General features: G+C 58.9%; 15 protein-coding genes. 2 read left to right on the top strand and 13 right to left on the bottom strand.

The window, feature by feature from the left end; genetic code table 11:
• Positions 1-129: 129 nt before the first annotated feature.
• A complete protein-coding gene (gene amiC / locus B4M48_RS00940) occupies positions 130-1,365 on the bottom strand; it encodes an N-acetylmuramoyl-L-alanine amidase AmiC (RefSeq protein WP_039379939.1) in 1,236 nt (411 codons plus the stop codon).
• Positions 1,366-1,597: 232 nt separating this feature from the next.
• Between amiC and argA the strand changes: the two genes are divergently transcribed.
• Entirely contained in the window at positions 1,598-2,926 is a 1,329-nt protein-coding gene (gene argA, locus B4M48_RS00935) for an amino-acid N-acetyltransferase (protein ID WP_039379941.1), read from the top strand.
• A gap of 204 nt (positions 2,927-3,130) precedes the next feature.
• Here the strand turns inward: argA and recD are convergent, their stop codons facing one another.
• The 12 genes from recD to rppH all read right to left on the bottom strand — a co-directional run bounded on the left by recD (position 3,131) and on the right by rppH (position 21,425).
• Complete coding sequence (recD, locus tag B4M48_RS00930) at positions 3,131-4,978, bottom strand: exodeoxyribonuclease V subunit alpha (RefSeq protein WP_039379943.1); 1,848 nt, start codon at positions 4,976-4,978, stop codon at positions 3,131-3,133.
• The gene (gene recB, locus B4M48_RS00925; RefSeq protein ID WP_288655768.1) at positions 4,975-8,517 is read right to left on the bottom strand and encodes an exodeoxyribonuclease V subunit beta; all 3,543 of its coding nucleotides are present in this window, start codon (positions 8,515-8,517) and stop codon (positions 4,975-4,977) included. The genes recD and recB overlap by 4 nt, the downstream gene beginning before the upstream one ends.
• On the bottom strand, positions 8,514-11,408 hold the full coding sequence (ptrA, locus tag B4M48_RS00920) for a pitrilysin (RefSeq protein ID WP_288655766.1): 2,895 nt from the start codon (positions 11,406-11,408) through the stop codon (positions 8,514-8,516). The genes recB and ptrA overlap by 4 nt, the downstream gene beginning before the upstream one ends.
• A gap of 90 nt (positions 11,409-11,498) precedes the next feature.
• Positions 11,499-14,879: an exodeoxyribonuclease V subunit gamma gene (gene recC, locus B4M48_RS00915; RefSeq protein ID WP_288655764.1), complete on the bottom strand. Its 3,381-nt coding sequence runs from the start codon at positions 14,877-14,879 to the stop codon at positions 11,499-11,501.
• Between the two features lie 36 nt (positions 14,880-14,915).
• Positions 14,916-15,212 carry a prepilin-type N-terminal cleavage/methylation domain-containing protein gene (locus B4M48_RS00910; RefSeq protein WP_113655886.1) on the bottom strand — a complete coding sequence of 99 codons (297 nt, stop codon included), beginning with the start codon at positions 15,210-15,212 and terminating at the stop codon, positions 14,916-14,918.
• Between the two features lie 22 nt (positions 15,213-15,234).
• Entirely contained in the window at positions 15,235-15,663 is a 429-nt protein-coding gene (locus B4M48_RS00905) for a DUF2509 family protein (RefSeq protein WP_083429503.1), read from the bottom strand.
• Positions 15,660-16,199, bottom strand: a complete 540-nt coding sequence (locus B4M48_RS00900; RefSeq protein WP_039379955.1) for a prepilin peptidase-dependent protein — start codon at positions 16,197-16,199, stop codon at positions 15,660-15,662. The genes B4M48_RS00905 and B4M48_RS00900 overlap by 4 nt, the downstream gene beginning before the upstream one ends.
• Positions 16,190-16,660 (bottom strand): prepilin-type N-terminal cleavage/methylation domain-containing protein, encoded by a 471-nt coding sequence (locus B4M48_RS00895; protein WP_039379959.1) that lies wholly within the window; start codon positions 16,658-16,660, stop codon positions 16,190-16,192. Before B4M48_RS00895 ends, B4M48_RS00900 begins: the two co-directional genes overlap by 10 nt.
• 190 nt (positions 16,661-16,850) lie before the next feature.
• Positions 16,851-17,645, bottom strand: coding sequence for a thymidylate synthase (thyA, locus tag B4M48_RS00890; RefSeq protein ID WP_039379962.1), 795 nt, complete (start codon positions 17,643-17,645; stop codon positions 16,851-16,853).
• Positions 17,642-18,523, bottom strand: coding sequence for a prolipoprotein diacylglyceryl transferase (lgt, locus tag B4M48_RS00885; RefSeq protein WP_039379964.1), 882 nt, complete (start codon positions 18,521-18,523; stop codon positions 17,642-17,644). The genes thyA and lgt overlap by 4 nt, the downstream gene beginning before the upstream one ends.
• 112 nt (positions 18,524-18,635) lie before the next feature.
• Positions 18,636-20,882, bottom strand: coding sequence for a phosphoenolpyruvate--protein phosphotransferase (gene ptsP / locus B4M48_RS00880; RefSeq protein WP_039379967.1), 2,247 nt, complete (start codon positions 20,880-20,882; stop codon positions 18,636-18,638).
• A 12-nt stretch (positions 20,883-20,894) separates the two neighbouring features.
• Complete coding sequence (gene rppH / locus B4M48_RS00875) at positions 20,895-21,425, bottom strand: RNA pyrophosphohydrolase (protein ID WP_039379969.1); 531 nt, start codon at positions 21,423-21,425, stop codon at positions 20,895-20,897.
• 685 nt (positions 21,426-22,110) lie between these two features.
• Between rppH and mutH the strand changes: the two genes are divergently transcribed.
• Positions 22,111-22,797 carry a DNA mismatch repair endonuclease MutH gene (mutH, locus tag B4M48_RS00870; RefSeq protein ID WP_039379971.1) on the top strand — a complete coding sequence of 229 codons (687 nt, stop codon included), beginning with the start codon at positions 22,111-22,113 and terminating at the stop codon, positions 22,795-22,797.
• The last annotated feature ends 128 nt before the right edge of the window (positions 22,798-22,925 follow it).

The following is a 22,925-nucleotide window of genomic DNA, read 5'->3' as shown; positions in this document are numbered from 1 at the left end:
AACCCGAAGGTCGTCGGTTCGAATCCGGCCCCCGCAACCAATTCTTCTGATGAAGAAACATAAAACACCTTAACGGGTGTTTTTTTGTTTCTGCCGCCGGAAAAAAGCGGCATTGCTGCCGCCCTGCCCTTATCGCCGTGCCAGCACGCCGCCTTTATCAAAATAGGCTTTGATACCGTGAAAAATCGCTTCGGCCACCTGATGCTGATAGCGTGCGGTTCGCAGCTTGCGCTCCTCCTCCACGTTACTGATAAACGCCGTCTCAACCAGAATTGACGGGATATCGGGCGCTTTCAGCACGGCAAAACCCGCCTGATCAACCGTACGCTTATGCAGATGATTGATGTGCCCCATGCGCGCCAGTACCTCTTTGCCAAATTTCAGGCTGTCACTGATGGTCTGACGCTGCACCATATCGAACATCGTGTGGTCGAGATAGCGATCGCCGCTCATGCTGACGCCGCCAATCAGATCGGCTTCGTTCTGCGTCTGTGCCAGGAAACGGGCTGCGGCAGAGGTCGCGCCGCGCGTGGAGAGCGCGAATACCGAAGAGCCACGCGCTGCCCGGCTGGTAAACGCATCGGCATGAATCGAAACAAACAGATCGGCACGCTGCTTGCGCGCTTTTGCCACCCGCACGCGCAGTGGAATAAACACATCTTCGTTACGCGTCATGTAGGCTTTCATATTGTGCTCTTTATCGATCAATGCCCGCAGGTAGCGACCAATCTTCAGCACAATATCCTTTTCACGCGTTTTGTATTTGCCGTGCGCACCGGGATCTTCGCCGCCGTGTCCGGGATCGATCATGATAATGATCGGACGATCGCGCCCCGCCTTACCCGGCAACGGTGCCTGCGCAGGCTGATCGCGCTCCAGATCGCCTTTGTTGTAATCGTTGAGCAGCGCCAGCAGCGGATCGTCGGCGTGCGATGCCTGACTGGGATACAGATCCACCACCAGCCGGTTTTTGATACCGGCCACGGGCGCCAGGGTAAAGGTTTTTGGTGCGACGTTACGCTTCAGCTCCAGCACAATCCGTACCGTGTGCGGATCAAACTGCCCGACCCGGGCCGTTTTGATAAAGGGATCGTCTGTGCGCACCAGCTTATTGATGCCTTTCAGCGCCGGATTGATATGCAGATTTTTGATATCAATGACCAGGCGTTCAGGGTTGCTCAACGCAAACTGCTTGTAGTGCAGCGGGATATTCGACTCCAGCGTGACGCGGGAGTACGTTGATGAAGGCCAGATGCGTACCGCAACAATGTGCTGACTCGCTGCCAGCCCGGTACGCGTTACGCTAAGTAGCCATAGCGCACCGGCACCTTGTAATAACCGTCTTCGGGAAAAAGCCTGGGACATGCCACTCCAACTACTGTGTTATGTATAAATCTGCGTCAGCCGACGCTCAGAAAGCGAAAACTTTATCCAATCTGGCAACGCTTGTCTCGTCGGAAAAGCCAGATAATGCAGGCTGTTATCAACGGATGCATCTGAAAAATCGTAAAGTAACGTCAGGCGCAACGCTTGCAATACGGCGAAAAACAGAATAAAAATACACTAATTACGAATAACCATTCACAGAGGGTGCACCGTGAAGGAACGCAGTACCGAGCTGGTTCAGGGTTTTCGCCATACCGTTCCCTATATTAATGCCCATCGCAACAAGACGTTTGTCATCATGCTGGGCGGCGAAGCCATTGAGCATGAAAACTTCTCCAGTATCGTTAACGATATTGGCCTGCTGCATAGCCTGGGCATCCGTCTGGTGGTGGTCTATGGCGCACGTCCGCAGATTGATGCCAGCATGGCGCAGCAGCAGCTGGAGCCTCTCTATCACAAACACACCCGCGTGACCGATGCGCAATCGCTGGAGCTGGTAAAGCAGGCGGCGGGCCGTCTGCAGCTTGATATTACGGCGCGTTTGTCGATGAGCCTTAACAACACGCCGCTGCAGGGCGCGCATATTAATGTCGTCAGCGGTAACTTTATCATTGCCCAGCCGCTGGGCGTGGATGATGGCGTTGACTACTGTCACAGCGGACGCATTCGCCGTATTGATGAAGAGGCGATTCACCGCCAGCTGGATAATAACGCGATTGTACTGCTCGGCCCGGTCGCCGTCTCTGTAACCGGCGAAAGCTTTAATCTCACCTCAGAAGAGGTTGCCACGCAGCTCGCCATCAAGCTCAAGGCAGAGAAGATGATTGGCTTCTGCTCCGAGCAGGGCGTGACCGATCGCGCTGGCACAATTATTTCAGAGCTGTTTCCCGGTGATGCGCAGGCGCGCATTGATGAGATGGAGAGCGACGGCGATTTTCTGTCCGGTACGGTGCGCTTTCTGCGCGGCGCGGTGAAAGCGTGTCGCAGCGGCGTGCGCCGCAGCCATCTGATCAGCTATCAGGAGGATGGCGCACTGCTGCAGGAGCTCTTCTCACGCGACGGTATCGGTACACAGATTGTTATGGAATCTGCTGAGCAGATCCGGCGCGCCAACATCAACGATATTGGCGGCATCCTGGAACTGATCCGTCCGCTGGAGCAGCAGGGTATTCTGGTACGGCGCTCGCGTGAACAGCTGGAGATGGAGATCGATAAGTTTACCATCATCCAGCGCGATAATATGACCATCGCCTGTGCCGCGCTCTACCCGTTCCCGGATGAGCAGATTGGCGAAATGGCGTGTGTGGCAGTACATCCCGACTATCGCAGCTCATCACGCGGCGAGCTGCTGCTGGATCGCGTGGCGCTACAGGCGCGGCAGATGGGGTTAAAAAAGCTGTTTGTGCTCACCACCCGCAGCATTCACTGGTTTCAGGAGCGGGGCTTTACGCCAGTAGATATTGAGTCGCTGCCAGAGAGCAAGCAGCAGATGTATAACTATCAGCGTCGTTCAAAGGTGCTGATGGCAGATTTAAAATAAGCCACGTATTCCAGGCCGCATAAATGCGGCCCCTGCGTGATCCTGTAGGGGCGCCATTTATGGCGCCCTGGCCGCACGGGAAATTCCGGGCCGCGTTATTTTCCCCCAGGGCCGCATTAATGCGGCCCCTACAGACCGGTGATATTTTTCGTAGGGGCGCCATTTATGGCGCCCTGCCCTGGCCACATTATCCTGTACGAAGCTTTACGCGTCAGACGTCGCGCCAAGCCGTGACAGCAGGCCGCTGCGGCGCTGCGTGCGCAGCTGGACTGCGCGACGGAAAATGTTTTCATCACTGTAGAGCGTCAGCTGCCTGCGGGCACGCGTAATCGCGGTATAAATTAACTCCCGCGTCAGCACCGGTAAAAACTGGGCCGGCATCACCAGCGCGGTGTGCTCAAACTCCGAACCCTGCGACTTGTGCACCGTCATGGCCCAGGCGGTATCGTGTGCCGGCAGTCGGCTCGGCTGGACCGCTTTGATGGTCCCGTCCGGCAGCGGGAAGAAGACCTTCAGCACGCCCTCCTCGTCTGTCAGCGTGATACCGATATCGCCGTTAAACAGGCCCAGCGCGCTGTCATTGCGCGTGACCATTACCGGCCGTCCCGGATACCAGCGGCTGCCGCCTGCGGGGCGACGGATCAGCTGCAGCTGTATCAGCTTCTGCTCAATACGCTGATTGAGTCCTTCCACGCCAAACGGCCCTTCGCGCAGCGCGCACAGCAGCTGATAGCGGCCGAAAGAGGCGAGGATATCAGCCGGCGCGGCATCCTCAGCTACCTGCTGCAGAAAGTCCCGATAACCAGCACCAATCTCATTCAGCATTCGCTGATACGCTTCACCGCTGTTTAGCGGCGCACGCGCAATATCACTGAAATTGCTCTGAAAGGCGCGCTCCACCGCCTGCGCATCACCGGCGTTAACGGCTGCTGCCAGCTGGCCGATGCCGGAGCTGGCATCAAAACGGTAGCTTTTACGCAGCAGGCAGATCGCATCGCGCACCGCGGGTGCTGCGGTTTCATTACTGCCGCCGATCTCACAGCCGGTCATCAGCGTCAGCTGCGTGGCGCGCACCGGACTGTAGCCCGCCTCCGCACAGCGACAGATATCGCCCAGTACCGCTCCCGCCTCTACGGAGGCAAGCTGGTCGCGGTCGCCGAGAAAAATTACCCGCGCCTGCGATGGCAGCGCGGCAATCAGGCTGGCCATCATGCCGAGATCCACCATGGAAGCTTCATCCACCACCAGCACATCGAGATGCAGCGGATTACCGGCATGGTAACGCAAACGCTGCGTTTCAGGCTGTGCGCCCAGCAGGCGATGCAGCGTGGTGGCCTCCTCCGGAAAGCGCTGGCGCTCCTGCTCGCTGACCGCCAGCTGCTGCAGCGCTTTTCCCAGTGACTCCGTCAGGCGCGCCGCCGCTTTGCCGGTTGGGGCCGCCAGCTGAATGCGCAGCGCGCCGTCGCTCAGGCGGATCAGCGCCGCCAGCAGTTTTGCCACGGTGGTGGTTTTGCCGGTGCCCGGCCCGCCGGAAATCACCGCGGTCTTCTGCGTTAATGCGACAGCAGCGGCAATCTTCTGCCAGTCATCCGGCGCGGTGCCAAACAGCGCATCCAGCACGCTGCGTACCTGCTCCGGGGCAAACGGCTGCGGCGCAGCCTGAGGATGGAAAAAGCGCGCCACGTCACCTTCATGATGCCATAAGCGATGCAGATAGAGCCGGTCGTCGCTCAGTACAACAGGGGCCGCGCGATCGCGGGAGCTGAGCGCATCCCAGCCCGCCAGCAGGCTGTGCCAGTCGTGCGGATCGCCTGCTGCCTGCCAGATCGCCTGCGCCAGTTCGGGATGACGGCCGCGAAACAGCTGCTCGCGGTTAAGCTGGGCCAGCGGCAGGCAGACATGTCCTTCTCCGGCTTCAGCGCTGAGACAGGCAGCAGCCAGTAAGCGGGCGGGTTCATCGCTGGTGGCTATCAGCTGAGCAAACTGCACGTCCAGCGGGCGCAGCAGCCGCAGCTCTGTTGCCTGCTTTAATAGCGTAGTGATATCGCTCATGCATCCTCTCCCTGCCCGCGAAACAGGCTATCAAGTTGTGTGACAAATTCAGCGGCAGGACGGGTGAAAAAGACGCCATTATCAGGCGAACTGCCATCCATACCGCGCAAAAACAGATAAAACACGCCGCCCATATGCTGCTCATAGTCGTAATCGGGCAGCCGGTGCTGCAGAAACCGGTGCAGCGCCAGCGTATAGAGCTGATACTGCAAATCGTAGCGATGGTCAATCATCGCCTGTGCCATGGCATCCGGGGTATAGGCTTCATGACTCTCCCCCAGCCAGTTGGATTTATAATCCAGCAGGTAATATTTTCCGTCCCGGCGAAACACCAGGTCGATAAAGCCTTTGAGCATGCCCTGCACCTGACTGAAGTTAAGTGCGGGCGCCTGCGCAGAGAGCGGGTCATGCTGGCGCATCAGCCGGTCCAGCGCGGGAGCGGTAAGCAGAGCGCTGATAGGCAGATAAAACTCCATCTCAATCAGGCGGTCGCGTGCGGCCACGTCAGCCAGCCGGATCTGCTGCGCATTAAGCGGCGTAGTCACAACCCGCTCAATCCAGCTGCTCAGCACCGGCTGCCAGTGCAGCGGGTAGCCGTTCTGCTGCAGATGCTGCTCCAGCAGCTCCGTCCCTGGCGGCTGGGTAAAGTCGATCGACTCAAACAGCTCATGCAGAAACGTACCCGGTGCGGCACCGCGCGGAAAATGATGTGGCGTCAGCACAACCTCTTCGGTCGCCGCCTGCTGCTCTTCACCCGCCGCTTCCAGGTCGAAGTGGGGCACCACCTCCAGCAGGCGATGCGCGCTGTGCTGCTGCAGACCTGAATAGCTGGTCACGCGCCACGATTCAGCCAGCTGGCGCGATATCGCGCGTGCATGCAGCTCGTCGCGTACGCCAGCCTGCACCTGCCAGCGTGCGGCTTCAGCACGATCGGCCATCACCACCTCGCACCCTTCGCCGTTCAGCGCTTCCAGCAGCGCGCCGAGCTGCTCTGCCGTCGCCGCTTCGCCGCGCTGCAGCAGATAGCCCAGCGCACTTTTATGCAGGTCGCTCTCGCCTTCTTTTTTGCGCGCGCCGCGAAACAGCGGCGCCACGCCGATGCTGCAGTGATACACAGAGCGCGTCAGCGCAACATAAAGCAGGCGAAGATCTTCTGCCAGTCGCTCCTGTTCCGCCAGCGCCAGGCTCTGCTCATCGCCCTGCAAATCCAGCACCGCGCTGAAATTATCGCGGTCGTGGTAAAGCGCAATATCTGCTTCACGGAACCCGGCTGCAAACGGCAGCCAGACCAGCGGATACTGCAGCCCTTTGGATTTATGGATGGTGACGATCTGCACCAGATGGCGGTCGCTCTCCAGTCGCAGCTGCTGGCTGGCCGACTGACTGTCGGGCCGCGCTATCTGCTGTGCCAGATAACGTACCAGCGCATGCGGGCTGTCAAGCTGCGATGCCGCTTCCTGCAGCAGCTCCCCCAGATGCAGCAGATCGGTCAGGCGGCGCTCGCCATTTTCCGACGCCAGCATATTTTCGGCCAGCTGGCGCTCCAGCATAATTTCCCGCAGCATTGGCAACACACCGCGCTGATGCCAGAGGCGCTGCCAGCGCGCAAAGGTATCTACCAGCGTGTCCCAGCCGCGCGCATCGCGATCGAGCGCATCCAGCTGAGCCGCATCCAGCGCAAATAGCGAAGTCGCCAGCGCCGTACGCAGCATCCGCTCCTGTTCCGGAGCCAGAATAGCGCGCAGCAGCCAGAGCAGCTCGCGCGCTTCCGGTGTCGTGTAAACGCTGTCGCGGTTAGAGAGATAGACTGAGGGGATCGCGAGCTGCGCCAGCGCTTCGCGGATCTGATTCGCTTCGTTGCGGCTGCGCACCAGCACCGTGATATCCGATGCCTGTACGGGCCGCAGCGCCGGCCCTTTTCCCAGCATCGCCTCGCCCTGCTGCCCCGCCTGCAGCCAGCGGCTGATATCCATTGCGCACTGCTTTGCCATTTGCTGCTGATATTCGCTGACGCTGGCACCGCTGCCGGGCTGCAGCCAGAAGCGCAGCGCGGGCTGCTCTCTGCCCTCTGCCTTTAGCGACAGCGCCTGGTTAGGCGGCGCAAACTGCACCGGCAAAAACGGAATTTCAGCAAACAGAAAGGGAGCCGGCAAGCGCGAGAAAAGCTGGTTTACGCTCTCTACCATCGCGGGTGACGAGCGCCAGTTAGTGTCCAGCGTATAGTGCGCCGCAATTTCATTACGCGCCCGGATATAGGTAAAAATATCCGCCCCGCGGAAAGCGTAGATCGCCTGTTTGGGATCGCCTATTAGCAGTAGCGCATGTTCAGGCTGATGCATATAGAGCGTACGGAAAATCCGGTACTGCTGCGGATCGGTATCCTGAAATTCATCGATCAGCGCCACCGGGTAGCGCTGCCGGATCAGCTGCGCCAGCTGCGCGCCGCCCGCCTGCTGCAGCGCATCATCAAGCCGGCTCAGCAGATCGTCAAAGCCCAGCAGCGCCTGCAGCCGCTTCTGTTTATGCACCGCCTCACGCACTTCGGTCAGCGCCCGAGCAATGACCACATCACGCAGCGACAGCGGTTCAGCCAGAAACGCGTCAATTGCGCTGAACAGCGCGTGCCGCGGGGCGTCGCCTTTTTTGGTTTTCTCATCCAGTATCCGCTGCCCGAAGCGTGCCAGCTCGGGCGGAACCTGGTAATCACTGCTGTCGCTATGGGCCCACTGGTTCACTTTACTGACCCAGGCGGGCAGATGTTTGCTGCTGTAGCTGCGCTTATCCACGCCCGACTGCTCAACCAGCGTCTGCACGTCATCACCCAGCGTTCGCCACTGCGCTTTGATCTCCGCGATGCGCGCCATATTACGTGCATGCCGCGACGCAAGCGTCTCCTGGTCATCCGGCGGCAGCCGCAGCGAGGGCGACTCTCCCTGCAGCCACGGGCGCAGGGTAGCCAGCAGCTGTTCCGGCCCCAGCCATTCGGTGACAATCACGCGCGCGATATCCAGCGTCAGCGGATAGCAGTGACGCCGCCAGAAATCAGCCGTTGCCTGACGCAGGAGCGGATGCTCATCTTCAATCAGCTGCTGTTCAAACAGCATGCCGGACTCAAACGCGTTAAGATTGAGCATACGCTGGCAGAAGCCGTGGATGGTGAAAATAGCGGCTTCATCCATCTGTCTTTCCGCCGCCAGCAGCAGCGAGGCGGCCTCTTCCCGCTGCGGGATCGCCTGCAGCAGTGCGGTCAGCATCGCATCGCTGCTGACGCCGCGAATACAGGCGAGCCGCAGCGCGTGGATATTCGCGCGGATACGACCGCGCAGCTCTGCCGTCGCCGCTTCGGTGAACGTCACCACCAGAATCTCTTCTACCGAGAGCGGGCGACTATAAGCGTTCTCTTCGCCCAGCCCCAGCAGCAGACGCAGATAAAGCAGGCCGATGGTAAAGGTTTTACCCGTACCGGCAGAGGCCTCAATCAGGCGCTCGCCGCGCAGCGGCAGCGTCAGCGGATTGAGGGATTCAGCACGCTGACTCATGGCGTATCACTCTTAACCGGCAGCGACTGCTGCAGCTGCGCCAGCGCCGCCCAGGTGGTAAAGCCAGGTAGCGCTGCGTAATCTGCCTGCGGTGCGCTCTCCTGCGTACCGCTGATCTGGGAAATCATCGCCATTCCCTGCTGCCGGATCGCCTGCCGGAAGAAAGTGGCCAGCTGCGCCGGCGTCAGCTGCTGCACCTGCGCAATCACTTTCTCTCGCGTATCGAACGCATAGTTCTGACGGCTGAAGTCACGACTGTAGCGATTGGCTTCCTCCTCCAGCGTCTGAGGACGCTGTTTCAGCTCATTGATCATCGCCTGCTGGTACTGCGCAAAGGTCTCGGGCTTCATGCTGCGCAGCCGCTGTTCTGCCTGCGGATAGAATGCCTGGAAGCGCTGCAGCAGGAACGCAGGCTGCCGGCTGTTGCTCTGCAGCAGAAAACCGATGCCCCACTGGCGGCCTATCGGCATCTGATAGGTAAAGACGGCATAGCCCAGCTGCTCTTCCGTGCGCAGCTGGTTATAAAACCACGGCTGGATAATCTGACTCAGCAGCGTACTGGCGGCCATGCTCTGATATTCATCATACCCGACAGGCACATAGAGCGCCGCCAGCGCGGAATCGCTGCTGCTTCCCGCCTGCTGCAGGTTCGCCTTGATCGGTTTATCCACCACAACATAGTCACTGCGCCACGGTGCCTCTCCGCTGCTCTGCAGCTGCGCTTTCAGGGCCACGCCAAGCGCTTCCGTCTCTTTTGCTGAGAGATTACCCACCGCCAGCATCTCTGGTGTCGACTGATGCAGCAGCGCGTCACGCCAGGCGATCACCTCCTGCAGCGTGATCTCCGGCAGCAACCGGCGGCGTTCGTCGCGCTGGGTATAGGGCAGCTGCGACAGCATCTGCATCGGCTGGATCGCCTGTTCAAACGCTTTGCCTTTTTCAGCCGCATCCAGACGGTCGCGATACCAGGATTTAGCCTGAGCGAGCTGCGCTTCATCCGGACGGAAGCTGCTGTAACCGGCGACCAGCTCCTGCAGCAGCTGCGGCAAACGCTGGGTAAATCCGCTGGCGTTAAACACCAGGCCATCATCTTCTCCCACGGAGAAACTGATGCCACCCACCGACGCCTGCGAGTTGAGCTCATCCAGCGCCTGGCTGGAGAGATAATCATTCAGACCAAACAGCACCTGCTGACGCGCGTCGCCGATCGTTGCCTTATTGCGTAGCGCCAGGGTAATCGCCGCTTTTGGCTCGTCAGGATAGAACCGGCTCGGCATCCATAAAATACGCATTGCCGCGTCATTACTGAGCACAATCGGATGCGTGTAGTTTTTCCCGTCGCGTGCAATCAGTGAAAAGTCAGTGGGAATATAGGGATTGAGCGCGGGCAAAGAGAGCGTGATATGCGCTGCACGCTGCTGCCAGTCGCTGTACTGCGCGGCGCTGATTTTATCAACCTGATACGGCGCATTAACAAAGTAGGCCTGCTGATTGTGCGGCTCCTGCGGGCTGATATACCAGATGCGGGCATTTTGCGGCGTCATCTCACCAAGGCGTGCCGCTACCGCTGCAGGATCGAAGCGATCGGCAAGGTAAGGCGCATCCAGCGTGTGCGCGACCGGCACACGCAGCATGGTGTCGGCCAGCCACTGAATGTAGTCCATATCACGGGTAATTGACGGATAGCGGTAATCAAGTGCCAGCACATGCGATACCTCGTCAAAATAGCGCTTATCAATGCCGTTGCGGCGCAGCATATCGAGGTAGCTGAAAATGGCGGCCACGACTTCATCGCGTTGCGTCAGCCCTTTATCCGTCAGCGACACAGAAATAGCAAAGACGCCGCTGCTGCGCTCGGTGACCGGATCGGCCCCTGCGGTCACGCCATCGGCCAGTCCCTGCTTCTGCAGCCAGTCATTCAGCGTATTGGCGCTGCGGTTACCCAGCAGATAGCCAATCAGCGTATCTGTTTTGCTGCGGAAATCGGCGCTGTTGTTCGCGATCCGAAACTCAATCTTCAGCTGTTTACGCGGCTGAGCCGGCACGTAGTGAATAATGATGCCTTTCTGCGCCCCGGTGACCACCGGTACATCTATCTCCGGCACGCTAGCCAGATGTGCCGCGACGCGCCCAAAGGTGGCGGCGGCCATCTGCGCCATCTCAGAGAGCGGTTTATTGCTGTAAATCACTGCTTTCATCAGGCTGGCAGAATAGTGGGTACGGTAGAAGTCGCGCAGCGCCTGCTGCAGTTTGCTGCCCGGTTTATCACTCAGCGTCTCCAGGTTGCCTCCGGAGAAACGCGAACCCGGATGCTGCGGATTCAGCGTCTCAGCACTGACCTGCGCCATGCGCAGCCCGTCCCGCGAGCGCGCCATCGTCAGCTCTGCGTTGACGGCGTGACGTTCGCGATCGGCGTTAACCGGATCGAGCAGCGGCTCCGCAATCGCATCCGCCAGGCGATCTGCCGCAGGCTGCAGCGCATCGTTCTCCACTTCCAGATAGAATGCGGTGCGGTAAGAGGCGGTGCTGGCGTTGTGACTGCCGCCGTGCATTTTGAGAAATTCCGCAAGATTATCGGGCTGGGGGTAACGTTTTGAGCCCATCAGCACCATATGCTCCAGATAGTGCGCCAGCCCGGGCTGCTGGTCGGGATCGTCCAGCGAGCCAATCGGCAGCGTCAGCGCCGCCAGCGACTTCGGGGCCTCAGCGTCTGAAACCAGCAGCACCGTCATACCGTTGTTCAGGGTAATCGCCTGATAGCTGCGCGGATCGCGATCGCTTTTGCGGATAATGTCATTAACCGGCTGCCAGCCCTGTCCGGTATCGGCAAAAACATTCAGCGCCAGCGCGCCTGACAGCAGCGCGCCGATACAGCGTGCGTAAATCCGCATGTAAACCCCTTAATCTTACTCTGCCCTGCGGCTGGTTTTCCGCGCAGGTTTATCAACATATTATTCTGGCGTAAGCGCGACGCTTAGCAGCTATTTATCATCCTGATGGGCGAGACGTACCGGCAGATACCACTGCCGTGCTGCAGCGATAATCGCCTGCAGCATCTCCTCATTCAGCGTGCGATTCAGGCGCTGGAGATAAGGATCGCTGCCCTCCCCCTGCACCTGATAGCCGCCCTGCCACGCCTGCAGCAGCTTATTCAGCGCCTTTTTCTGCGTGGCGTCATCTTCCAGCAGCTGGCCGCTTTTGCGATCGAAGCTCGCCTCCAGCCAGGCGCCGCCGCTTTTGTTTAACAGCAGCAGCGGCTGCGCCAGCCCCTGCTCGCAGGCGGCGGCATACTCTGCCAGCAGCGACTGCGCCCGGTCGGCGGCTACGGCATGAAAGCGCCAGCAACTCTGTTTACGGCCATACATCCGGCTTACGCCGCTGCCGCCCAGCGCACAGTAGACCAGATGCTCCAGCCACAGCTGCAGTCCGTCATTCATGTTCAGCACGCCAGGCCGCCAGCGCAGCAGGCCATCAGCCTGCACCTGCGTCAGCCAGCCGGTCAGCCGCACGGTATCGAGCTGCAGATTTACCTCCTGACTCTCTGCCGGCAGGCGCTCTCCGGCGACTTCCGCCGCAACCTCCTGCATCTCTTCGGTCTGGCTCTGCCAGAAAAGTTCACCAAAGGCGCCATAAGGCAGGTTACCTGCTGCGCGATGATGCGCATAGAGCTGCTGCGGATCCTCGCCGTTCACCAGCGCATTGAGCAGCTGCGCGTTTAACTGATAGCGCTCAAGGCTATCAGGTGCAAAGGGCTCGCTATCGGGCAACTCACTCTCTTCTGTCCAGAATGAGACGCCAAGACGCTGCTGAAACCAGGCGCGAACCGGATGACGCCAGAAGCGCAGCAGCTGTTCCAGCGTCACAATCTCCTGCGTTTTCACCGCCAGCGGCTGCACGAAGTCGGGCTGTGCCACGCCGCGGCCGGTAGCCGCCGGCAGCCATTCGGCAGCAAAGCTCTGCCGGTGAGTGTCAGGCGCAAAATTCTCTGCGGCAAATGGCATGCGGCTGTGCAACGTTTGTAAGTGCTCACGTACATGCTGTTCACTGATGTCCGGCTCGCACTGCTCATCGCCCGGCAGGCAGAAACTCTGCCCCAGATAATCAAGCAGTTCCGTGACCAGCACTGAGGGATAGCGCTCGGTGTTATCCTGAATCGCCCGGCCGATATAGCTGATATAGAGCTGCTGCTGGGCTGAAATCAGGGCCTCAAGGAACAGATAGCGATCGTCATCGCGCCGGCTGCGGTCGCCTTTGCGCGTCTGCTGCTGCATCAGGTCAAACCCTACCGGTGCCAGCGTGCGCGGGTAGACGCCATCATTCATACCCAGCAGGCAGACGATTTTGAAGGGAATTGAGCGCATCGGCATCAGCGTACAGAAGTTTACCGGACCTGCCAGAAAACGCTGGCTGATGCGCTGCTGATCGAGGCGTGAGCGCAGCTCATCGCGCAGCAGCGTCACCGGCACCGGCTGCTGATAAGCAGATCCCATACCCTGTTCAATGATCTCTTTCCACTGCGTCTCTACCAGCAGCAGCGCCGCCTCGCTTTCGGCATCCCCGCTGAAAAAGCTGTCAATCAGCTCACGGCACAGCGGCAGCCACTCCGCCAGCGTGCGCTCACCGGCCAGCCGGCTGCGCCAGGTATCAAGCCGCATCAGCAGCTCGGCCAGATGTCCCGCCAGCTCTGCGATCAGACCGCTTGACTCATCGTAAGGCAGGATCCCCTGCCAGTCACCGTTGCGGCTCTCAAGCGCATAGCCCAGCAGCATACGCTGCAGGCCAAAACGCCAGGTGTGCTGGCCGGTAACCGGCAGCGACAGCGCTTCAATGCTGGCATCGTCCAGCCCCCAGCGAATACCGGACTCCATGACCCAGCGGCGCAGCAGACGCAACCCGCTCTCATCCACGGAAAAACGCTGCGCCAGCGCCGGCACCTCCAGCAGCGCAAGGATCTCCTCTGAGGCGAAGCGACTCTCCGGCAGCGTCAGCAGGCTCAGCAGCGCCAGAATGGCCGGATGAGCCTGACTGGCACGACGGTCAGAAATGGCAAATGGCAGATAGCGATCCGGCGGTGCGCTGGCAAATGCCGCCTGAATAAAGGGCGCATAGCTATCGATGTCTGCCACCATAACGATGATATCGCGCGGCTTAAGCTCAGGATCGGCCTCCATCATCGCCAGCAGGTGATCCTGCAGCACCTCCACTTCACGCTGTGCGCTGTGACAGATCTGCAGCGTGATGGAGCGATCGGCCGGATCGAGAGGGCGCTTCTCTGCGCTGTTCATCAGCTCTCCGGCACTCAGACCAATCACCGCGCGATCGTCAAGATTCAGCAGGTCAGCCTGCAGGTTGTGCAGCAGCGTGTCATCAGGCAGATCGACAAATGCATCGATATCGTTGGCGGCTGACTCCATCTGGCTGAGCAGAAACAGGTTATCGCGTCCCAGCTTTCCCCAGGAGGCGAGCAGCGGGTTTGTCAGCTGCTGTTCACCGCTGCTGTTAAACAGCGTGGAGGCGGCTTCAGGTTCGCGAAACAGCGGCAGCGTCTCCTCTGAATGCAGACGGCGGCGCTGACGGCTCTGCAGCTTTGCCAGAAACGCGTAATCCTGAATATCCCCCCAGTAGTGGCGGCAGGGATTAGTAAACAGCAGATGAATATCGATATGGCGGCCCAGCGCTTCAAGCGCCTGCAGGTAGACTGGCGGCAGCGCGGAGATACCGCAGATAAATACGCGCGGCGGCAGGCCAGGCGGCGTGCTTTCAGCCCGTTCCAGCGTTTCAATAAAGCGGGCGTACAGATTGGCACGGTGCCACATCGGCTGACCGAGGCTTTCCGTAAAGCTGACCAGATCGCGCCAGAGCGCCGCCTGCCACTGCTGAGCGTCACCCAGTCCCTCAATCAGTGCACCATGCTCCCAGCTGTTGAGCCAGTCAGCACGATAGACCAGATACTGGTCAAAGAGGTCGGCGACGCGGGTGCTGAGCTGGTAGAGCTTACGCTTGTCGTCGTCATCCTGCAGATAGAGCCGCAGCGACTGAAACGTCTCCTGCTCCAGCAGCACCGGCAGGCGCTGCATCAGCTTCCAGCTCATGTTGGCTTTAGTAAAGGCGCTCTCTTCCGGGATCCCCGGCAGCACCTTCACAAACATGCTCCAGATAAAGGTGGCAGGCAGTGGGAAATCGATATTTGCGGCAATGCCAAAGCTGTTTGCCAGCTCCATCTGCAGCCACTGCGCCATTCCCGGGCTCTGTACCAGCACCTGTTCAGCCGCAAAAGGATCGGCGAGAGGCTGGTTTTCAATCAGGATGCCTGCCAGATTTTTCAACAGATCGAGCTGATTGGAGTGGTAAACCCGGAACATAATTCTCCTTTAACAAAGCAGTACCCTACAGCCTGGTCACTCTACCCTTAAACGGCGGAGATGCCTATTAATCTGGTCATCTTCGTGACATTTCAGCCGTGCCAGCATCGCTGTGCGCTGATGCGGGCCGGTCACGGTCACCCGCTCCAGCGTGCAGCTACCTGGCAGAATCTGCTGCTGGCGCTGCGTGTGCCAGCCCGCTGTGTCATGACCCAGCAACGCCTGCTGCGCAACCTGCCACGCCTGTCGCTGCTGCCACTGCTGGCTGAACCCCAGCGTCAGCGCACGCTGATAGTGCAGCAGCGTCGAGATGCTCAGCGCCAGCAGCAGCATGCCCACCAGCGCCTCGGCGAGGCTAAATCCCCGCTGTAACTGCCTCTCCCGGACACGCCTCCGGCGCGGCCAGCGGGCAGAAGTCAATCCAGCCGTGCGGCAAGGCCAGCACGCGCGTTCCACGAAGTTCAACCCAGCGGTAGAGCCAGAGTGCGCTGCCTGCCTGGCGCGCGGATAACAAGCCATGCCCTTCCTCCCTGCGCAGCAGACAGCTCTGCCACTGCGCGGTTGTCCACTGCTGACACTGCCAGCCTTCAGCCGGCGACCACTGCTGCTGCACTCCCCAGCGCAGCGCCGCCTGCGCCTGGCTGTGATGCTGAAAGTAGTGCTGCGTATCGGCAACCAGCACCATGCTGCGGCTCAGCTGCTGGCGGGTCGCATGCAGCGTTACGCCTCCCAGCAGCAGCAGCATCATGATCATGCCGAGCGTACTGTTGCCCCGCTGGTTCACAGATTGATGCCTTCGATAACGCGTACCAGCGTGACCTGCTGCTGACCTGCACGTGCCGCCAGCTCCAGCCGCAGGTAGCGCTGCTGGCGGCTGACCTGAAAACGTTCCAGCAGCATAAATGCGGGATCGGTGATGCGCTCCCAGCCGCTACCGTGACACGCCTCAACGCCGCGCTGCATCTCCAGCTGCCCGCTACGCAGACGATAGCCGTAGTAATCACTGTCGCTATGCCCCGCTCCCTCCCAGCGACCGTTGCTGTTCTCATCCCAGCGCAGCAGCACACAGCTGCCGCTGTTTGCCAGCGTCAGTGGCGCACCGCTGCAGGTTCCCCGGCAGTAGCCCGCCCGGCGCAGCGCTTTTTCCAGCATGCCGGCTATCTGCTCCAGCTCCTGCTGCAGCTGTACCCGCTGCTGCAGCCGCAGATTCTGTTCCAGCAGCAGCGGCAGAAAACGCCCCAGGCTAAGCATCAGCATGGCGCTTATCGCCAGCGCAATCAGCGTTTCCAGCAGGCTGAACCCGGCCTGAGCTACCCGCACGTCGCTGCTTCCGGCTGGCAGAGACGAACACGCGCGCGGGCAGAGATGATTGCGCGCCAGCGCCCGGCAGCGCTCGTTATTTCCACGCTACCGGCGCGCGCTACGTCTCTGCGCCCGTAAAAACCGGGTTCGCCCGTCAGTGCGCTGAGGTGTATGCCTGCATACGGTGGCGTGAACCACCAGCGCGAGGGCGTCGTGCAGCCTGCAGGCGGTACGGGGCCGGTACCGAGACAGCCACCCTGACCCGGCTGCAGCCAGAGCTTTAGCTCGCGATTATGCCAGCCCGCATGCGCACGCAGCTGCAGCAAAAACGCCTGCAGCTGCAGCACACTTTCGCGCAGCTGCTGCTGCTGCTGCCACCGCTGCCACCCCTGTATCGCCCCGCCGCCCAGTACGCCTGCGATGAGCATGACGATTAGCAGTTCCGGCAGGGTAAATCCGTGATGATTATCTCTGTTCATGACGTCACTCTGCCGTCAGCGCAGCAGCGCTACAAGCGTGACAGTTGTGCGGTCAGGAGTGGATCACAGACGTGCTTCAGCCGCTACAGAGAGAACCATTTTTTTGTGCGGCAGCGTCAGAAAAACGTGGCCTGACAGGCAAAAAAAAAGCCCTGCACAGCGGCAGGGCTCAGGGGCGTTCGGGAGCAGATCAGACTGCCACAGGGGCCTTGATGGCAGGATGGGGATCGTAGCCTTCTACCTCAAAATCCTCGAACTGATAGTCGAAAATTGAGGCTGGCTTACGCTTAATCACCAGCTTCGGCAGCGGACGTGGTTCGCGCGTCAGCTGCAGGCAAGCCTGCTCCAGATGGTTGCTGTAAAGGTGGGTATCGCCACCGGTCCAGACAAAATCACCCACTTCCAGATCGCACTGCTGCGCGACCATATGCACCAGCAGCGCATAGCTGGCGATATTAAACGGCAGGCCGAGGAAGATATCGCACGAACGCTGATAGAGCTGGCAGGAGAGTTTACCGTTCGCGACGTAGAACTGGAAAAAGGCGTGGCACGGAGCCAGCGCCATCTGATCCAGCTCGCCCACGTTCCAGGCTGAGACAATAATGCGGCGTGAGTCCGGATCGCGTTTCAGCTGCTCAATGACTCTGCTTATCTGATCGATCTCTGCGCCAGAGGCGCTGCCCCAGCTGCGCCACTGCTTGCCGTAGACCGGACCTAAATCTCCGTTTTCATCCGCCCACTCATCCCAGATGGTGACCTTGTTCTCTTTCAGATACTGAATGTTGGTTTCCCCTTTCAGGAACCACAGCAGCTCGTGAATGATAGAGCGCAGGTGCACTTTTTTGGTGGTGACCAGCGGGAAGCCTTCCTGCAGATTGAAACGCATCTGGTGGCCAAAAATGGAAAGCGTGCCGGTGCCGGTACGGTCGGCCTTTTCTGCGCCTTCATTCAGCACATGCTGCATCAGTTCCAGATACTGTTTCATTTTACCTCTCGGGTTTGTTGCTGCGGACGACGACGATACGCCCAGACCATCATGATAATGCCCGCCAGAATCATCGGCACAGAGAGGATCTGCCCCATGCTGATACCGCCTTCAAACAGCCCCAGCTGCGCATCCGGCTGACGGAAAAACTCGACAATAATGCGAAACGCGCCGTAACCAATCAGGAACAGTCCGGAGACACTGCCCATTGGACGCGGTTTGCGAATAAACAGGTTGAGAATAAGAAACAGCACCACGCCTTCCAGACACAGCTCATAGAGCTGGGAGGCGTGACGGGGCAGTACGCCATAGGTATTCAGCAGCTGCTGATACTGCGGGTTATTCACCGCCAGCGCGAGATCTTCACTGCGCGATCCCGGAAAGAGCATCGCGAATTTAAAATCGGGCGCCACGCGGCCCCACAGTTCGCCATTGATAAAGTTACCGAGGCGACCCGCGCCAAGACCAAACGGGATCAGCGGCGCAATGAAGTCAGACACCTGGAAGAAGGTACGTTTCGTGCGACGGGCAAAAATCAGCATGACCACAATCACGCCGATAAGGCCACCGTGGAAGGACATGCCGCCATCCCAGACCTTGAACAGGTAGAGCGGGTTTTCCAGAAACAGCGGCAGATTGTAAAACAGCACATAGCCGATACGACCACCGAGAAAGACGCCGAGGAATCCGGCATAAAGCAGGTTTTCCACTTCGTCTTTCGTCCAGCCGCTACCGGGCTTGTTGGCGCGGCGCACCGCAAGCCACATGGCAAAAACAAAGCCCACCAGATACATCAGGCCGTACCAGTGAAGCGAAATCGGTCCGATTGAGAAGATCACCGGATCGAATTGGGGAAATGAAATGTAGCCGTTATTCATTATTCACCATCGATTTTTCTGCCCAACGTGGGCGTGGCTAAAGGGCCAGACAATAAAAGGCTGCGCATCATAGCACAGCCGCTTTTCACAGTTTCCGCAGAAATGTAAACCGTTAACGACCGCCGCGAATCAGTCCACCCAGACCGCGACGCTCCATAAATGCCGCAACCAGATGACGCACTTCCGAGGCGGTATGCGCTGCAATGCCCTGCTGGCTTAGCTTCTGTACTTCCTCCCGATCCAGATGTCGCAACAGGTACTTCACCCGCGGAATATTTTTGCCGTTCATGCTGAGATGATGATAGCCAAGCCCGACCAGCAGCGCGACACACATGGGATCGCCCGCCATTTCACCACACAGGCAGAGCTCAAGTTTGGCTTCCCGGGCTTCACGCGCAATGGTATGCAGCGCGCGCAGCATGGCGGGATGCAGCGGATCGTAGAGGTTTGCGACCCGGGTGTTGTTGCGATCCACCGCCAGCAGATACTGCGTCAGATCGTTGGTGCCGACCGAGATAAAATCAACGCGGCTGGCCAGATGCGGGATCATAAACAGCATTGAGGGCACTTCGATCATAACGCCGATACGCGGCCGGGGAATGGGATAGCCCAGTACCTCCTCCACTTCACGTCCGGCGCGATCGATCAGCCGGCGCGCGTCATCGATCTCATCAATATGGCTGATCATCGGCAGCAGAATATTGAGGTTTCCGGAGGCGACGTTAGCGCGCAGCATGGCCCGCACCTGGACCAGGAAAATCTCCGGCTGATCGAGCGTCAGGCGAATACCGCGCCAGCCAAGACACGGATTCTCTTCGCTGATTGGCATATAGGGCAGCTGTTTGTCCGCGCCGACGTCCAGCGTGCGCAGCGTGACCGGCTTATCGTAAAACAGCTGCAGCATGCCCTGGTACTGCGCCACCTGCTCCTCTTCTGACGGGAAGCCGCTTTGCAGCATAAACGGGATCTCAGTACGATAAAGGCCGATGCCATCGACCCAGCTGTCCAGCGCCTGCTCATGCTCCGGGCTAAGACCGGCATTGAGCATGACCTGCACCCGCTCCCCGCTTTTCAACTCACCGGGCTGATCCACCACGCCTTCCGCCATTTTGCTCAGCGCGTTCTCTTCGCTGATCAAACGCTGATACTCCTGTACCAGCACCGGCTCAGGATCGATCAGGACTTCCCCGCGATAGCCATCAACGATCAGCTGCCGCTTGTTGAGCTGCACCGGCAGGATATCGGCACCCATCACGGTCGGGATCCCCATCGCCCGCGTCAGGATCGCCGCATGTGAGTTAGCGGCGCCGTCGCGCACGACCACGCCTGCCAGCCGCTCATGCGGCAGCTCGGCCAGCGTCGTGGCCGTCAGCTCATCGGCCACCAGCACAAAGCGCTCCGGCCAGGCGTTGGTTCCCACCAGCGTATCATCAAGATGAAACAGCAGCCGCTGCCCCAGCACCCGCAGATCGCCGGCCCGTTCGCGCAGATAGTGATCCTGCAGGCTGGCAAACTGCGCCGCAAACTTTTCGATCACGGTTTTCACCGCCCACTCAGCCACCGATCCGCGCTCGATCTCCGCAAACAGATCTTTTTTCAGCCGCGCATCGGTCAGCAGATGCGAGTAGAGATCGAAGATTGCCGCGCTCTCTTTCTGCACGCCGGCCGCAAAGCGTTTACTGAAACGGCGGAATTCATTGCCCGCTTCCCCCATCGCCACCACCAGCCGCTCGCGCTCGCGCTGGGGATCAAGGGTTGATGCGGCAGAAACCTGATCCAGCAGCGGCTGTGTTTCATCCACCCAGCCGATCGCCACCGCCACGCCCGGAGAGGCGGCAATCGCTTTAACACGGGTTTGCCGGAACTGGCCAAATAGCTGGCCGAGCTGTGACTGTGAGAGCAGCCCCGCCATTTGCGTGGCGAGCGTCACCAGAAATGACTCTTCACTCTCATCAAACTGACGGTGTTCGCGCTGCTGCACCACCAGCACGCCCAGTAGCTGGCGACGACTGATAATAGGTACACCAAGGAAAGAGCGATAACGCTCTTCTTTTACGGCAGGAATATATTTAAAGCTGGGGTGACTCTGCGCATCGGCCAGGTTAATGGGTTCAGCAAGCCGGCCAACCAGGCCGACAATGCCTTCATCAAACGCCAGTGCGATCGTACGGCCGCGCGGTTTTTTCAGACCGCGGGTCGCCATCAGGTAGTAGCAGTGTCGATCGTGATCGGCGAGGTAAACCGAGCAGACCTCGGTCTCCATCGCCAGGCAGATTTCGTTAACCAGAATGTCGAGTGCTTCATTCAGACGCGGTGCACCCGCCACTTTTTCTACTATTTCGCGCAACTGAGTGAGCATAAGGGGCGTGGCCTATCCTCTTTTACGACGGTGGGCAACAGGGTTATTGCGCTGCCCCACACTCTCCTGCATCGACATTACCACGCCAGCAAACTCTTTCATGACGCGCCGGTAAACATCGCGCTTGAAGGAGACCACCTGACGTACCGGATACCAGAAGCTCACCCAGCGCCAGCCATCAAACTCGGGTGTGCTGCTGTGTTGCACATTGATATCCGCGTCATTACACATCAACTGCAGAAGAAACCACTTCTGTTTCTGGCCGATACAGACCGGCTTTGTATCCCAACGCACCAAACGTTTAGGCAACTTGTAACGTAACCAGTTACGGGTTGAAGCAAGTATTCGAACATCTTTGCGGTGTAAACCCACTTCTTCGAACAGTTCGCGATACATCGCCTGCTCTGCGGTTTCACCCGGATTGATGCCTCCCTGAGGAAACTGCCAGGAGTGCTGTCCAAAGCGCCTGGCCCATAACACTTGCCCCTGCCTGTTGCAGATTACGATACCAACATTCGGGCGGTAGCCATCATCATCGATCACTGGACTACCTCAAAGCTTAATTTGAATGGTCTGATTGTTTCACACTCCTTACAGGCGGTAAACCACTGGATAAGCCGGACCTCCGCAGAATAAAAAAGAGTTAACCCACAGAGATGACTTAACTTATAAACAGTTACCCTGCCTGTTGTGCGATCTTATGCACTTTTTCTGTGGATAGCTTTGTGCAGAACGCGGTAATTAACTGCAGACAGTTTAACGCCAGCGCAAAACAGAGGATTCTTATCCTGATAAATATATGATTATAATTAATAGCTTAATTAAAAAAATGGTGTCAGTCCGAAAGGCTTTTTTTAGCGCGGGTCAGACAAAGAGAGACGTGTGATTAAAAAACAACCGCCGTTGTTTTTATCCACAAGGAATGCCCTAAACCTGGTCAGATGATGCAAAAAAATCGCGCATTGCGGTTCAGCAGGCCCTGTAAATAGAAACAGGGATCGGCTCAGGACGGGCTTATCCCATTTATCTGTGGATAACTTACACTGATATCCTGTTTATTGTGGCGGACAAATCGGGATAAACTGTCTCTCTGAACCGTACCTGCTGCTGCAGTCATTCAAAAAAGCAGTGTGAATCATGCTATTATGACGCCCGTTCAGAAAGAGGCGATGTGGACAACCTGCCTGCCCGCAAACTGATTATTTTTTAACCAACTCAGATATTGATCATGACATTTCACGATCCTTTGCCCGGTTCCCCGATAAGTGAAGAAGAGTTGCTGCAGCGTGCGCATCAGCTGGCCGGAGAGCGGCTGGAAACCCTGGCAGCCCGGCTTAACCTGCCGGTACCTGATAATCTTAAACGCGATAAAGGCTGGGTCGGCATGCTGCTGGAGCTGCACCTGGGTGCCAGCGCCGGCAGTAAAGCAGAGCAGGATTTTGCGCATTTGGGTATCGAGCTTAAAACCATTCCGGTTGATGCTCAGGGCAGGCCACTGGAGACCACCTTTGTCTGTGTGGCGCCGCTGACGGGTAACAGCGGCGTGACCTGGGCGTCAAGCCATGTGCGCCATAAGCTGGCGCGGGTATTGTGGATCCCGGTTGAGGGCGAGCGCACGATCCCACTGGCTGAGCGTCGGGTGGGTACGCCCCTGCTCTGGCAGCCAGACGCAGAAGAGGAGCAGCAGCTGCGCGCCGACTGGGAGGAGCTGATGGATATGATTGTGCTGGGGCAGGTCGAGCGTATTACCGCCCGCCACGGCGCCTGGCTGCAAATCCGTCCCAAAGCAGCCAACAACCGGGCGCTGACGGAAGCCGTAGGTGAGCATGGTGAACGCATTATGACGCTGCCGCGCGGCTTCTATCTTAAAAAGCACTTTACGGCTGCGCTGCTGGCGCGCCATTTTTTACTGTAATTCACTACACGCTCTCTTATACCGCACATTTTCCGACGTCTGGTTTTGCCAGCGTCCGCTAGCTAACGTTACACTCTTCAGGTGCTGAGCAACCAGCAGGAAACGTGCCTGCTTGTCAAGCTAATGCA

The organism is Pantoea sp. UBA6567 (assembly GCF_002434165.1).
GTDB lineage: Bacteria > Pseudomonadota > Gammaproteobacteria > Enterobacterales > Enterobacteriaceae > Pantoea > Pantoea eucrina.
The sequence above is the reverse complement of the archived record's forward strand: the minus strand, read 5'-3'. Positions and strand labels throughout refer to the sequence as shown.